Genomic DNA, 14638 nt, shown 5'->3' with positions numbered 1-14638 from the left:
GCTTTCAGAGGTAAAGAAACAGGAAAACTATGAAGAAATGCAGCAGGTCTTTAAAGAAGCTGGAACTGCGCTTGAGCAGATGCAGGAGGAGGCGGCTGCTGCCTGTGATGATTTTTTAGACAATTAAAAAAGCCTGCAGGAAGCAGAGAGGGCGCGCAAAATCATGATTTTGCGGCGCCCTCTTTTTGCGGATTTCTCTGTTTATTTTCCATGCTTGTCCTTTAAAGCGGCGGCGATAAATCCCTTAAACAGAGGATGAGGCCTGTTGGGACGGGATTTCAGCTCGGGATGTCCCTGGGTGGCCACAAAAAAGGGATGCTCTGTGAGCTCGCACATTTCCACGATACGTCCGTCGGGCGAGGTGCCGGAAAGGCGCAGGCCGTGTTCCGTGAGCACACTGCGGTAATCGTTGTTTACCTCGTAGCGGTGGCGGTGTCTTTCGTATATGGTTTCCTCCCCGTATAATTCGTAAGCCTTAGAGGCCTTGTCCAGCACACAGGGATAGGCTCCCAGCCTTAAGGTGCCGCCGATATCCTCAACCCCGTTCTGGTCCGGCATCAGAGCGATCACCGGATGGGTGGTGGAAGGGTTCAGCTCTACGCTGTGGGCGTCGCTAAAGCCAACTACATTGCGGGCATATTCCACGATAGTCAGCTGCATGCCAAGGCACAGGCCCAAGAAAGGCTTATTGTGGGTTCTGGCGTACTGGATGGCGATAATTTTCCCCTCGATGCCCCGGGAGCCGAAGCCGCCGGGCACAAGAATCCCGTTGCAGTCTCCCAAAAGCTCTTCAGCGTTTTTCTGGGTGACAGTCTCCGAGTCGATCCATTTGATGTTCACCGTGGTGTGGTTGGTGATTCCACCGTGTTTTAAGGCCTCCACCACACTGATGTAGGCGTCGTGCAGGGATACATACTTTCCAACCAGAGCGATCTTTACCTCGTCGGTGGGATGGCGCAGATCGTTTACCATAGTGGTCCAATCCGTGAGATCGGGCTCGGGACATTCCAGGTGCAGGCATTCGCAGGCGACCTGGGCCAGATGCTCCTTTTCCATGGCAAGGGGGGCCTCATAGAGATATTCCACATCCAGGTTCTGCAGCACACGGCTGCTGGGAACATTACAAAACAACGCGATTTTATCCTTGATTGCCTGGTTCAGGGCATGCTCGCTTCGGCAGACGATAATATCCGGCTGGATACCCATGCCCTGCAGGTCCTTTACGCTTGCCTGGGTGGGCTTCGTCTTCAGCTCCTGGGAGCATTTCAGATAAGGAATCAGAGTAACGTGTATCAAAATAGCGTTCTCATGACCAACCTCGTGCTGAAACTGACGGATGGATTCCAAAAAGGGCTGACTTTCAATATCGCCGACGGTTCCCCCTACCTCAATGATGGCGATGCGGGTGTCCGGATCGGTAAAGTTGCGGTAAAAGCGGCTTTTGATTTCATTGGTGATGTGGGGGATCACCTGAACGGTGCCTCCGCCGTAGTCGCCTCTGCGTTCCTTCTGCAGAACGGACCAATATACCTTTCCAGTGGTCACATTGGAATTTTTGTCCAGGCTTTCATCAATGAATCTTTCATAATGTCCCAAATCCAGGTCTGTTTCCGCTCCATCATCAGTGACGAATACCTCCCCGTGCTGAATGGGATTCATGGTGCCCGGATCGATATTGATATAAGGGTCAAATTTCTGCATGGTGACCTTATAGCCCCGGGCCTTCAAAAGCCTTCCCAGGGATGCGGCTGTGATACCCTTGCCAAGACCTGAGACAACGCCTCCTGTTACAAACACATATTTTACTGCCATAATAGTACCTCCTTTTTCCAAAAGCATGCTGTAAAAAAAGAGAAAGAGACCCCGTAGGGAGCCTCTTTGCTCAAAACTTTTCTTTCGTTATTATTATATAGGATTCTATTAGTTATGGTAAAGCCTCTGGGATTGATAATCCGGCTCGCAGGTGAGGTTTATGCCCAGCTTTCGGAATACATTCATATCCACCTGGGATAAAATAACACTGGAATGCACCTCGGAGCCCTTAAGGTTCTTTAACTGCTCAATGGCCTTTTTGGCCTTGTCATCTGTGGCAGCACAAATGGAAAGGGCGATTAAAATTTCATCTGTGTGCAGCCTTGGATTTTTATTGCCCAGATAGGTTACCTTCAAATCTTGAATGGGGCCAATGGCTGCGGGGGAAATCAACTGCACCTGATCCTCGATTCCTGCCAGAACCTTCAGCGCATTTAACAGCATTGCCGAGGAAGCGCCCAAAAGTGCGCTTGTCTTGCCGGTGATAATCTGTCCGTCTGGAAGCTCTATGGCCGCTGCAGGCTCTCCGGTGGCTTCCGCCTTTACCTTTGCGGCGCTGACCACAGGCCTGTCCTCAATGGTGATGCCTGCCTGCTTCATCAAAAGCTCAAGCTTGTAAATCTGTTCCTCGTCGGCATTTCCCTGACGCTTCTGGCACAAAACGCTGTAATATCTGCGGATAATCTCCTGATTGGAGGCCTTGCGCACCGCTTCATCGTCAATGATGGCGAAGCCCGCCATATTGACACCCATGTCGGTGGGTGACTTGTAGGGGCATTTCCCCATGATCTTCTCAAAGGTTGCGCTGAGCACAGGGAAAATTTCCACATCCCTGTTGTAATTTACGGTGGTTTCGCCGTAGGCCTCCAAATGGAAGGGATCAATCATATTCACATCGTTCAAATCTGCCGTTGCGGCCTCATAGGCCAGATTCACAGGATGCTTTAAGGGCAGATTCCAGACGGGGAAGGTTTCATATTTGGCGTAGCCCGCCTGAATGCCCCGTTTGTATTCATGATACAGCTGTGAAAGACAGGTGGCCATTTTTCCGCTGCCGGGTCCTGGAGCGGTGACAACCACCAAAGACCTTGTGGTTTCAATATATTCGTTCCTCCCATAGCCCTCGTCGCTTACGATAAAAGGGATGTTGGAGGGATAGCCGTCAATGGGATAATGGCGGTAAACCTTCATTCCAAGAGATTCCAGCTTTTTCTGGTAGGCGATGGCGCTTGGCTGTCCGGCGAAGCGGGTGAGGCACACGCTCCCCACATAAAGGCCGTATCCCCGAAAGGCGTCTATGAGCCGCAGCACATCCAAGTCGTAGGTGATTCCCAAATCGGACCGAACCTTATTCTTTTCAATGTCCGCTGCGTTGATCACAATGACAATTTCCGCCTGATCCTTTAACTGGGCCAGCATATTGATCTTGCTGTCCGGCTTAAAGCCTGGCAGCACTCTGGAAGCATGATAATCGTCAAAAAGCTTTCCACCGAATTCCAGGTAGAGCTTTCCCCCAAAGGCGGAAATGCGCTCCTTGATCTTTTCGGACTGCATTTTGAGATAGATATCGTTATCGAAGCCGATTTTTCCCATTTGGTTCTCCAATCCTTTTGTAAAAAACATCTATTTGTTATCATACAAAAAAAACAGTTTAAAATCAATGGCAAATGCTCTGGAATTTAAGAAAAGTTTTAGAGATACCCGTTTTTTTTCATATTTACGCTATTGATTTCTCAAAGGGTTCTCTCTATAATAAAAGGAGCTTACTGCTGAATATCGAAAATGAGCAGATTACTTTTTATAAAATGGTATAAACTAGAATAAGAAATGGAGCTGCTATGGATAATCATATGAATCAATACGACAACGGAGGGGGCTACAACAACGGCCGCGGCAACGGACAGAATGGAAACGGTTCAAACGGCGGCGGGCAGCCGCCCAGAAAGCCCAGTATACTGATGCTGGTGCTGGCCGGATTAAGCACGGTTCTCATCGTGTTTATGCTGTGGAATCTGCTGTTTGGCAGTTCCACGGGAACCCAGAGCGTAAGCTACACAGACTTTCTGCAGTATCTGAATGAGGATCAGGTGGAGGCTGTGCAGGTGCAGAGCACCGGGGTTATCATTTTCACCCTGAAGCAGCAGGAAAGCGCCAGCGGGGAGAATATGCCTCAGAACGGATACGCCTTTTATATGTCTCAGTTCCCGGTACAGTATTCCACTGTGCTGATGGAGGATCTGGATACGCTGACTGCCCGGCTGGAGGAGCATGGTGTGGACGGCACCCGTGTGCTTTCCGACAATTCCGGCCGGATTATGGACATTTTGGTGTATGTGGTGCTGCCCGTGGTTCTGATGTGGATCCTTTTGGGGGTTATCTTCCGCAAGATGGGCGGAAGCGGCGGCCCCATGGGTGTGGGCAAGAGCAATGCCAAGGTCTATGTGCAGAAGGAGACAGGGGTAACCTTTAAGGATGTGGCAGGCGAGGATGAGGCAAAGGAATCTCTGGTAGAGGTCGTGGACTTTCTGCACAATCCGGGGAAATATTCCAAGATCGGGGCAAGGCTGCCCAAGGGAGCGCTTCTGGTGGGCCCTCCCGGAACAGGCAAGACCCTGCTTGCCAAGGCAGTGGCGGGAGAAGCCCATGTTCCCTTTTTCTCCCTCACCGGTTCCGATTTTATAGAGCTTTATGTGGGCGTGGGTGCAAGCCGTGTTCGTGATCTGTTTAAGGAAGCCACCAAGAACGCGCCCTGCATTATCTTTATCGACGAGATCGACGCCATAGGCCGCAGCCGTGATTCCAAGTACGGCGGTGGAAACGAGGAGAGAGAGCAGACCTTAAATCAGCTTTTGTCTGAGATGGACGGCTTTGACAGCTCCAAGGGCATTTTGATTCTGGGCGCCACCAACAGACCGGAGATTTTGGACAAGGCCCTTCTGCGGCCGGGCCGTTTTGACCGGCGCATTATTGTGGACAAGCCGGATCTAAAGGGCCGTGTGGAGATCTTGAAGGTACACTCCAAGGATGTAAAGATGGATGAGACGGTGGATCTGGATGCCATCGCCCTTGCAACCAGCGGCGCTGTTGGCTCCGATCTTGCCAATATGATCAACGAAGCCGCCATCAACGCGGTGAAGGAAGGCAGACAGTACGTAAACCAGCAGGATTTGTTCAACGCAGTAGAGCAGGTGCTGGTGGGCAAGGAGAAGAAGGATCGCATCATGAGCAAGGAGGAGAGAAAAATCGTCTCCTATCATGAGGTGGGACATGCGCTGATCAGCGCCCTTCAGAAAAATTCCGAGCCGGTGCAGAAAATTACCATTGTTCCTCGTACCATGGGAGCCCTGGGTTATGTGATGCACGTGCCGGAGGAGGAGAAATATCTCAATACGGAGGCGGAGCTTCGGGATATGCTTGTGGGACTGGTAGGCGGCCGGGCGGCAGAGGAGATCGTCTTTGGAAACGTGACTACCGGAGCGGCCAACGACATCGAAAAGGCCACGGAGATTGCACGCTCCATGATCACAAGATACGGAATGAGCAAGAAATTCGGCCTGATGGGGCTTGCAACCATAGAAAGCCAGTATTTGGAGGGCAGAGCCGCCTTAAACTGCAGCGACCAGACGGCGGCTGAGATCGACGCGGAGGTTGTGGAGATCTTAAAGGAGAGCTATGACAAGGCTCTTTCCCTGCTTCGGGAAAACAGAGAGCTTATGGATAAGCTGGCCGAATTCCTGATTGAGAAGGAAACCATTACAGGCAAGGAGTTTATGGAAATTTTCCGCCGGGAAAAGGGACTGCCCGAGCCGGAGGAAAAGAAATCCGGGGAAGAGGATGAGAAGTCTGTAAAGGAAGAGCAGAAGGAAGCAGCGCAGGAACAGCCAAAAGAGGAACAGCCTGCGGAGGAAGGCGGTCCGGAGCCTGTGGCGGACACAAAACCGGCGGACACGAAACCGGAGGACACGAAGCCAGAGGACATAGAGTCCAAGGAAGTAAAAGCGCAAGACGTAAATCCGGAGGGGACAGATAAGCCACAGGATAAGCAGGACCCATCGGTAGGACTCTTTTCCGGTGGAAGAGTGGATTGATAAAGAAAGGAGAGCAGCGCGGAGCGGATTGGAGAGACGGCATGATATTCCTCCTTCGGAATATTAATGTTCATTGCTTCGCTCTGCTCTCGCTGTCATTTTCCACATGTTTTTACCCATAAAAAGTGGATGGCGGTAGCAAAGCTTCATTTGCACAGCCTGACTGAACGAATGACATATAACAAATTTCTTTGAATCTATATGCTTAGCAAGCCCCTTGCCGACCTTTGCTGCATCTGCCATAAATTCTGCAGGAATGGGCAGGCCTGCCGCAGCGGCGGTGTTTGTAAGCGGCGGGTGAAACACATGAAACGTAATGCCATAGCATTGATTTTCAATTTCAAGGCACTTGGCAAGCGATTCGATTGCTCCCTTCGAGGAAGCATAAGGCGAAATATTGCCAAAGCCCGTAACGCCGACTCCGGAGGAAGTAAAAATGACCCGTCCATGGCCGGCTCGGCGCATATCAGGCAAAACCGCCTTTGCAAGCCGTAATGCGCCAAAATAATTCACATCCAGAACGTCTCTATATACCTCCAGAGCGGTATCTGCTTCCGATGTGAAAGTACATTTACAGGCATTGTGAATTGCAATGTCAATGTTGTGGAATGCTGCAATTACTTGTTTTATGGCATCCTTCAAATCATTCTCGTTTCGCACATCAACCTTGTATAACAACAATGAGTTTTCATAGGCTGATTTTATCGTCTCAAGATGATCTGTCGCTATGTCCAAAACTGCGACCTTGCTTCCGGAACGCAGTAGGTTTTCAACAATAAAATATCCGATTCCTTGATTTGCGCCCGTTATAACAATATTAGCCATTGTGTGTCCCTCCTATTTCAGCAAAGAACCATTGGATGTATTGGTAAGCGTCTGTACGAAAACCATTTTTGTTTTCATCAGTTAACTTTCCACTGAATAGCCATTTTTGTGCAAAGAAGAAAATAGGCGCATAATACTTTATAGCAAGATATTTGCTATCGGCGCTGCAAAGAATTCCCATTCTTACCAGCATTTCAAAAATTTCACTTTGAATGCCTAAAGGCTTCGTGAAAATCCAATAGTCATATACTTCCTTTACCTGCGCATTATGGAACTGCTCGATCCACAACAAGCGTATTACTTTATTGCAGAATTCATCCATAAGATAGTTTTCAAAAAAATTCTCACAGACAGACAGATAGAAATGATCGCCGGGATGATTATTTTTCTCGTTTAATGCCGATTCTAATTTTTTCATCATGCTTTCCGCATATTTCTGAAATCGAGAGATCAGCTCGTCAAAAATCGCCTGCTTATTTTTGAAATGATAGTACACTGAGCTTTCCTTTATTTGCACCTGCCTGCAGATATCCCTAATGGATACCGCCGAATATCCTTTTTCAGAAAACAAATCCAGTGATACGCTTAGTATTCGCTCATGTGTTGTATTCACTTAAAGAGCCCTCCGTGTCTAACAGTCGTTAGTCATATTATATCTAACGACTGTTAGATCGTCAAGAAGAATCATAAAAAAGTGACAAACATGATTCCTGGCCGACAATGAGAGAAATTCTCAATTCCCGGCGGGCAGCAGAGATGGAAAATTGTGCTATAATGGCTCGGTAACTATTTGGGCAAAACATCACAACCTGACAACGGGAGAGAGAATGAAAAAAATCAAAGTAAAGGTCACAGGAATGAGGGGAGCTTCCTGTGAAAATAGAATCAATGCCGCGGTGCACAATGCTTTTCCGGTGCTTAGCGCTGTTTCTTCTCACACCCAGGGAGAAACTGTGATCTGCACAGAGAAAGAGATTCCGGATGGAGAGCTGAGAAGTGTCATAGAGAACGGAGGCTACCGGGTGGCAGGATTTGAAAAGCATTCGGAGGTGATCGCTCTAAAGAGCGGAGGCCCCAATTTATATGAATTTCAAAGCCAAGAAGGTGGGGCAGTGATTACAGAATATATGGTCCTTCCGGGAGTATGGCTGGCCTTTAAGGATGTACATACATTTTCCTTTGAAAACTGTGCGGAATATCCCGATCATCTTTTGGAGATCACTCATTGCAGAGAAGGCCGCTTGGAGTGTGAATCGGAACACAAGTTTTTTTATTTGGAGAAAGGAGACATAGCTATTCACAGGGCTAGCTGCAGCCATGCAATGCTGCGCTGTCCCACCGGACATTATCATGGGGTGTCTATTGTGATTCATCCAAAGCAGGCACAGGGGTATGCTGAGAGGCTGTTAGAGGCTGCGGAGATAGACATTGCTTCTATTTTGCCGAAATTTTCTGAGTGGGAGGATCACTTTATTATCCGCTCCACTGAGAGACTGGAGCACATTTTCACGGAGCTTTACACGGTTCCGGAGCCCATCCGGAAAGAATATTTTAAGGTAAAGGTGCTGGAGCTGCTTTTGCTTCTTTCCTGTCGGGATCAGGATGTTTCCCGGACAAAGCAGCATACCTATACGAAAATGCAGATTGCTTTGACAAAAAGGGTGTTCGCATTTGTGGAGGAGCATAAAGGCGAGAGGGTGACCATTGCACAGCTTGCGGATGAACTGCTGGTATCTGTGGGGGAATTGAAAAGAAGCTTTTTTTGCGTCTATGGGGAGACGGTTTACCAGTGCATCAGGGCGTATAAGATGTACCGGGCGGCTGCTGCCCTGACGGAATCCAGTCGTACCATTGCTGATATTGCCGGGGAGCTGGGGTACGACAACAGCAGCAAATTTGCAAAGGCATTTCGGGAGGTAATGGGAGTTTCGCCTGCCCAGTATCGAAAGAAAACAAACCTTCACCTGGAGGAGGCCTTACGTTTTGGATTAAAAACCACATGAATTGGAGCAGAAAACCCTTCGGTGTATCCCTATACTATATTGTTAGTTGAAACTAACCAGAAGGAGGGATATTTATAAGGAAATACAAATCAACGATTATTCTCTCAGGGGTGCTGCTGCTATTATCAGTTTACTCCCTGTTTGTGGGCGTGATTGACCTGAATATAGAAGGGCTGCTTTCGGGAAATGGCGAGCAGCTGGAGATTTTTTTGATTTCCCGTCTGCCCCGTCTTCTGGCTATTTTATGTACGGGAGTAGGAATGAGCGTAGCCGGACTGATCATGCAGCAGCTTTGCATGAATAAATTTGTGTCTCCCACCACCGGGGCTACCATTTCTTCCGCCCAATTCGGCATTTTGCTGGCCCTTTTGTTCTTTCAACATTCAACCCTTTGGAGCCGGGCGTTTTTTGCTTTTGTGACCGCTATATTGGGAACCTGGCTTTTTGTATGGTTTATCCAGCGGATTCAGTTTAAGGACGTGGTCATGGTGCCCTTGGTGGGGATCATGTTTGGCAATGTAATCGGCGGCATTACCAACTATCTTGCATACAAATATGAGATGACCCAGGCGTTGTCTTCCTGGCTGGTGGGACACTTTTCCATTGTGCTGAAGGGAAACTACGAGCTGGTATGGCTGACAGTGCCGCTGGTGATTTGTGCCTTTGTCTTTGCCAATCATTTTAACATTGTGGGAATGGGAAAGGACTTTTCCAAAAATCTGGGTGTCCACTATAACCTGGTGATGTTTTTGGGGCTGTCCATCGCAGCGATGATAACTGCCTCTGTAGTAGTGGTGGTAGGCTCTATTTCCTACATTGGCCTGATCGTGCCCAATATAGTCTCCATGTTCAAGGGAGACAAAATCAGGGGAACGCTTGTGGATACGGCGTTATTTGGCGCAGCTTTTGTCCTTGCCTGTGATATGATAGCAAGAATCGTGGTCTGGCCTTATGAGCTTCCCATCGAACTGATCGTTGGAATTATTGGCAGTATTTTGTTCATCGGACTTCTTCTTTACCGGCTCAAGTATGGAAGAAAGGCGGTCCGCTTTGGAAGGACAGACAAGAGAAGCGCAGAAATTTCCCTCGTGCTTAAAGGGGGTGGCAGAGAATGAAAAAAACAGCTGCATATAAAAGAAATCTGCGGAAAATGATTGTGCTGGCAGTGCTTGTTCTGCTGGCCGCCGGGGCTTATCTTTTGGTGGATATCAATCCTAAGTATTTCAGCTATGCCATGAAGCTGCGGATTCCGAAGCTGATTGTAATGCTGATTGCGGCTTTTGCCATTGGGGGAGCCTCTCTTGTGTTTCAGTCCATTATCAACAACACGATTGTTACGCCCTGTCTTTTGGGGATGAATTCCCTGTACACACTAATTCATACGGCGGTGGTGTTCGTGGCAGGCTCCGGCAGTGTGATAGCAGTGAATGCCAACCTGGCTTTTGGAGTAGATTTGGTCATTATGGGAATCTCCGCCACAGTCATTTATGGCTACCTGTTTAAAAAGACAAACTACAATGTACTTTATGTGCTGCTGATCGGCACGGTGCTTACCTCCTTTTTCGGGAGCATACAGTCTACGCTCACCCGGGTCATGGACCCCAACGAATACGATAGTCTGCTGGCAACCCTGGTAGCCAGCTTCAGCAATGTAAATTCAGAAATCATTGTGTTTTCCATTTTGACTCTGGGTGCGATTATTTTCTTTTTGCGAAAGGATTTGGCGCTTTTGGATGTGCTGACGCTGGGAAAGGAACAGGCTGTCAACCTTGGCGTGGACTATGACCGCAGCATCCGCAGACTGCTTCTTGGCGTAACCTTGTCCATCGCCGTGGCAACTGCTGTGGTGGGGCCGATTTCCTTCATGGGACTGATTATTGCCAATCTGTCGAGACAGCTTTTGCGCACATACCGCCACAGCCAGCTGATACCAGGGTCCATATTATTCGGAATGCTGATTTTAATTGGCGGGCAGATGATTGTGGAGCATGTATACACCTACGCGGTTCCGATCAGCGTGTTTATTACGGTGGGCGGCGGAATTTATTTCCTCTACCTATTGTTGAGAAAAAGGAGTGTGTAACCAAAGGATGCAGGTAAAAAACCTAGTAAAAGAATATGACGGCAAAAAGGTTGTGGACTCGGTGAGCTTTGAGATTCCCAAGGGGAAGGTGATATCTCTGATTGGTCCAAACGGAGCCGGAAAATCAACGGTAATGGGTATTTTGTCCAGATTGATTGCCAGGGATGCAGGGCTTGTGGATTTTCACGGGAAGGATATTTCCAAGTGGAAGAGCAAGGAGCTTTCCAAGAAGCTGGCGATTCTCACCCAGACCAACCATATCCAGATGAAGCTCACTGTCAGGGAGCTGGTGACCTTTGGGCGTTTTCCCTATTCCGGCTCTCATGCCGCCAGCGAGGACGAAGCCATTATAAGCAAAGCCATAGCCTATATGGAGCTGGAGGAGTTTGAGGACAGGTTTATCGACGAGCTGTCCGGCGGACAGCGGCAGAGGGCTATGATCGCAATGGTGATTGCCCAGGACACGGAATATGTTCTGCTGGATGAGCCCACCAACAACCTGGACATTTATCATGCCGCCAACATGATGAAAACCGTCCGCAGGCTTTGCGATGAACTGGGAAAGACGGTGATTTTGGTACTGCATGAGATTAATTATGCGGCCTTTTATTCCGATTATATCTGCGCTTTCGTAGATGGAAAAATCGCAAAATTCGGTACGGTAGCAGAAGTGATGACAAAAGAAAATCTGTCTGCTATTTATAAGGTTGACTTTGAGATTATGGAAATTCAGGGGAAACCGTTATCTATCTATTATTAAGATGAAGGAGAATGAATATATGAAAAAATTTATATCTTTTATTTTTGCCCTTTCTATGGCAGCTATGATGACAGCATGCGCAAACAATACCGCAGAGGTAGCGGGTTCTGCTCAGGAAAGCAGTGTGGCAGACACTGAGGCGGCACAGGCCACAGAAGTTGCTGCGGAGGGTATGGAAACCATACAGGAAACAACACAGGAAGCAGCGGAAGCCCTGCCGGAAACGGTTGTAATTACGGCGCTGAATGCGGAATCGGCGGAAGCGGAAATAGAGGTTCCCTATGATCCTGAGCGTATTGCTATTTTGGATATGGCGGCTCTGGACATTCTGGACGCCCTTGACCTGGGAGACCGTGTTGTGGGGAGCGCCCAGACCTCCTTAGATTATCTGCAGGATTATACTACTCAGGATATAGCCAATCTTGGCACCATCAAGGAAGCGGATCTGGAAGCGGTAATGTCCTGTGAGCCGGATGTGATTTTTATCGGCGGACGGCTTTCCTCCTCCTATGACGCTTTGAGCGAGATTGCGCCGGTGGTGTATCTGGCAACGGATACGGAGCTTGGCGTTGTGGAGAGCGTACGAAAGAATGCTTATACCATTGCATCCATATTTGGTCTGGAGGAAAAGGTAGACGGCCTGATGGCAGATTTTGACGCCCGGATTGCGGCGCTTTCAGATTTTGCCCAGGATAAAACCGCAATTATCGGCATGGCCACCAGCGGCGGCTTCAATGTTCTGGGCAACGACGGACGCTGCTCTCTGATCGGCAGAGAGATCGGATTTGAAAATATTGGCGTGGATGCAGATACTGACACATCCACTCACGGTAACGAGGCATCCTTTGAATTTATTGTGGACAAAGACCCCGATTACATTTTTGTAATGGACAGGGATGCGGCAATACAGACGGAAGGCGCCCAGCTGGCAAAGGATATTGTAGAAAATGAATTGGTAAAAGGCACCCGGGCTTATCAGGATGGAAACATAATTTATCTGGCAAACCCCGCGGTGTGGTATACAGCAGAAGGGGGAATCACTGCCCTGGATGTAATGCTCTCTGATCTGGAGAGTGAACTGCTGCAGTAAATCCTATAAACTCAAAATGATCGCAAAGAAGCCGTCCAAACTGGCAGGACGGCTTCTTTGTCTGTTCTTGCATTGCCTGTCCTTGTCTTGAACAGTTTCCCCATCCTTGCTATAATGAAAAAAATTTGGTTGATGCAGCTGAATGGAAATAGAAGCCAGGAAATACAGGCAGTATAAAGAGGTCGGATATGTTTCAGATAGAGGAAGAATTAAAAAAGCTCCCCCATAAGCCGGGAGTTTATATCATGAGAGACGACAGAGACGTCATTTTGTATGTGGGGAAGGCTGTGGACCTGCACAACAGAGTGCGCTCTTATTTCCGGGAGAATATCGGCAGGGGCCCCATGATCGACAAAATGGTGTCCTTAATCGCGAGGTTTGAGTATATTGTGACGGATTCGGAGCTGGAGGCCTTGGTGCTGGAGAATAATCTGATCAAGGAGAATTCCCCCAAGTACAACACTCTTTTAAAGGATGACAAGACCTATCCTTATATCAAGGTGACTGTGGGGGAGGAATATCCCAGAATTCTGTTTTCCAGAACCATGAAAAAGGATAAGTCAAAATATTTTGGCCCCTATTCCAGCGCTTCGGCAGTGAAGGATACCATTGAGCTGCTGAACAAGCTGTTTTTTCTTCGGACCTGTAACCGAAGTCTGCCTAGAGATATCGGTAAGGACAGACCCTGCCTGAATTATCATATCAAGCAGTGCCTGGCTCCCTGCCAGGGCTATGTGAGCAGGGAGCAGTACAGAGAGCAGGTGGATGCCGCCTTGGAATTCTTAAACGGCAATTACAATGTGATCTTAAAGGACTTGGAAGAGAAAATGAAAAGCGCCGCAGAGGCTATGGCCTTTGAGGAGGCGGCAAGGTACAGGGACCTTTACAACAGCGTCAGCCAGGTGGCCCAGAAGCAGAAAATCACAGAGGGCGTGGGGGAGGACAAGGATATCATTGCACTCTATCAGGATGAGACGGAGGCCGTGGTGCAGGTATTTTTTGTGCGGGACGGAAAGCTCATCGGCCGGGAGCACTATTATATGACAAATGTGTCAGAAAATAATAAGCCAGGTATTCTGGAGGATTTTGTGAAGCAGTTTTATGCGGGAACCCCCTTTATCCCAAGGGAGCTGATGCTGCAGTATGAGATCGCCGATGGAAAACTCATTGAAAAATGGCTCAGCGACAGGCGGGGAAGCCGGGTGTATCTGCGGGTGCCCAAAATAGGAAGCAAGGAAAAGCTGGTGGAGCTGGCCGCCCAGAATGCAAAGCTTATTTTGAATCAGGACAGGGAGAAGCTAAAGCGGGAGGAGGGCAGAACCATCGGCGCGGTGAAGGAGATCGCGTCGCTTCTGGGCCTTTCCTGCATTGACAGGATGGAAGCCTATGACATTTCCAATATCAATGGCTTTGAAAACGTAGGCTCCATGGTAGTATATGAAAAGGGCAGGCCCAAGCGCAGTGATTACCGGAAATTTAAAATAAAAAGCGTGTCCGGGCCTGACGACTACGCCTGCATGCGGGAGGTGCTTACCAGGCGCTTTCTCCACGGCATGGAGGAAAGCCGCCTGCTGCAGGAAAAGGAGCTGGATCAGGAGTATGGAAGCTTTACGAAATTTCCGGATCTTCTGCTCACGGATGGAGGCCGGGGACAGGTGAATATCGCCCTGTCGGTGCTAAAGGAGCTTAACATTTCCATTCCGGTGTGCGGTATGGTGAAGGATGATAACCACAGAACCAGAGGGCTTTATTTTAACAATGTGGAGCTTCCCATAGACACCCGCTCAGAGGGCTTTAAGCTGATCACCAGGATTCAGGACGAGGCTCACAGGTTTGCCATCGAATACCACCGTTCCCTGCGAAGCAAAGGGCAGGTAAAGTCTGTTTTGGATGACATTCCGGGAGTAGGACCGGCCAGAAGAAAGGCCCTCATGAGACATTTTAAGTCTCTGGAGGATATCAGGAAGGCTTCTGTGG

The 14638-nt window shown here is 48.7% G+C and carries 11 protein-coding genes; 7 read left to right on the top strand and 4 right to left on the bottom strand.

Features of this window, described 5'->3' with window-relative positions; all coding sequences use genetic code 11:
- Positions 1-201: 201 nt before the first annotated feature.
- Both AC1WIP_RS03500 and AC1WIP_RS03495 read right to left on the bottom strand, forming a co-directional pair.
- Entirely contained in the window at positions 202-1812 is a 1611-nt protein-coding gene (locus tag AC1WIP_RS03500) for a CTP synthase (RefSeq protein ID WP_481140507.1), read from the bottom strand.
- 108 nt (positions 1813-1920) lie between these two features.
- The gene (locus tag AC1WIP_RS03495) at positions 1921-3405 is read right to left on the bottom strand and encodes a DUF1846 domain-containing protein (RefSeq protein ID WP_481140506.1); all 1485 of its coding nucleotides are present in this window, start codon (positions 3403-3405) and stop codon (positions 1921-1923) included.
- A gap of 365 nt (positions 3406-3770) precedes the next feature.
- Between AC1WIP_RS03495 and ftsH the strand changes: the two genes are divergently transcribed.
- Positions 3771-5900, top strand: coding sequence for an ATP-dependent zinc metalloprotease FtsH (ftsH, locus tag AC1WIP_RS03490; protein WP_481140508.1), 2130 nt, complete (start codon positions 3771-3773; stop codon positions 5898-5900).
- A 63-nt stretch (positions 5901-5963) separates the two neighbouring features.
- Here the strand turns inward: ftsH and AC1WIP_RS03485 are convergent, their stop codons facing one another.
- Both AC1WIP_RS03485 and AC1WIP_RS03480 read right to left on the bottom strand, forming a co-directional pair.
- On the bottom strand, positions 5964-6725 hold the full coding sequence (locus tag AC1WIP_RS03485; protein WP_481140505.1) for an SDR family NAD(P)-dependent oxidoreductase: 762 nt from the start codon (positions 6723-6725) through the stop codon (positions 5964-5966).
- Positions 6718-7338, bottom strand: a complete 621-nt coding sequence (locus AC1WIP_RS03480; RefSeq protein ID WP_481140504.1) for a TetR/AcrR family transcriptional regulator — start codon at positions 7336-7338, stop codon at positions 6718-6720. Before AC1WIP_RS03480 ends, AC1WIP_RS03485 begins: the two co-directional genes overlap by 8 nt.
- A 214-nt stretch (positions 7339-7552) precedes the next feature.
- Between AC1WIP_RS03480 and AC1WIP_RS03475 the strand changes: the two genes are divergently transcribed.
- The 6 genes from AC1WIP_RS03475 to uvrC form a co-directional block, all read left to right on the top strand.
- Positions 7553-8728, top strand: coding sequence for a helix-turn-helix domain-containing protein (locus AC1WIP_RS03475; protein WP_481140503.1), 1176 nt, complete (start codon positions 7553-7555; stop codon positions 8726-8728).
- Positions 8729-8838: 110 nt separating this feature from the next.
- Entirely contained in the window at positions 8839-9843 is a 1005-nt protein-coding gene (locus AC1WIP_RS03470; protein ID WP_481140502.1) for an ABC transporter permease, read from the top strand.
- Entirely contained in the window at positions 9840-10811 is a 972-nt protein-coding gene (locus AC1WIP_RS03465) for an iron chelate uptake ABC transporter family permease subunit (RefSeq protein WP_481140501.1), read from the top strand. The genes AC1WIP_RS03470 and AC1WIP_RS03465 overlap by 4 nt, the downstream gene beginning before the upstream one ends.
- A 7-nt stretch (positions 10812-10818) precedes the next feature.
- On the top strand, positions 10819-11571 hold the full coding sequence (locus AC1WIP_RS03460; RefSeq protein WP_481140500.1) for an iron ABC transporter ATP-binding protein: 753 nt from the start codon (positions 10819-10821) through the stop codon (positions 11569-11571).
- Positions 11572-11590: 19 nt separating this feature from the next.
- Entirely contained in the window at positions 11591-12661 is a 1071-nt protein-coding gene (locus AC1WIP_RS03455; protein WP_481140499.1) for a siderophore ABC transporter substrate-binding protein, read from the top strand.
- Positions 12662-12849: 188 nt separating this feature from the next.
- Positions 12850-14638: excinuclease ABC subunit UvrC (uvrC, locus tag AC1WIP_RS03450; RefSeq protein WP_481140498.1), on the top strand; the 1789-nt coding region annotated here is incomplete at its 3' end.

The sequence above is a fragment of the Acetatifactor sp. genome, from assembly GCF_982438285.1.
This window is presented reverse-complemented; position numbering and strand designations above follow the sequence as displayed.

Bases quoted from the DNA above. Each gene is read 5' to 3' on its own strand.
- AC1WIP_RS03475 (WP_481140503.1), top strand. From the start codon at position 7,553: ATGAAAAAAATCAAAGTAAAGGTCACAGGAATGAGGGGAGCTTCCTGT.
- ftsH (WP_481140508.1), top strand. From the start codon at position 3,771: ATGCTGGTGCTGGCCGGATTAAGCACGGTTCTCATCGTGTTTATGCTG.
- AC1WIP_RS03460 (WP_481140500.1), top strand. From the start codon at position 10,819: ATGCAGGTAAAAAACCTAGTAAAAGAATATGACGGCAAAAAGGTTGTG.
- AC1WIP_RS03500 (WP_481140507.1), bottom strand. From the start codon at position 1,812: ATGGCAGTAAAATATGTGTTTGTAACAGGAGGCGTTGTCTCAGGTCTT.
- AC1WIP_RS03485 (WP_481140505.1), bottom strand. From the start codon at position 6,725: ATGGCTAATATTGTTATAACGGGCGCAAATCAAGGAATCGGATATTTT.
- AC1WIP_RS03495 (WP_481140506.1), bottom strand. From the start codon at position 3,405: ATGGGAAAAATCGGCTTCGATAACGATATCTATCTCAAAATGCAGTCC.
- AC1WIP_RS03455 (WP_481140499.1), top strand. From the start codon at position 11,591: ATGAAAAAATTTATATCTTTTATTTTTGCCCTTTCTATGGCAGCTATG.
- AC1WIP_RS03465 (WP_481140501.1), top strand. From the start codon at position 9,840: ATGAAAAAAACAGCTGCATATAAAAGAAATCTGCGGAAAATGATTGTG.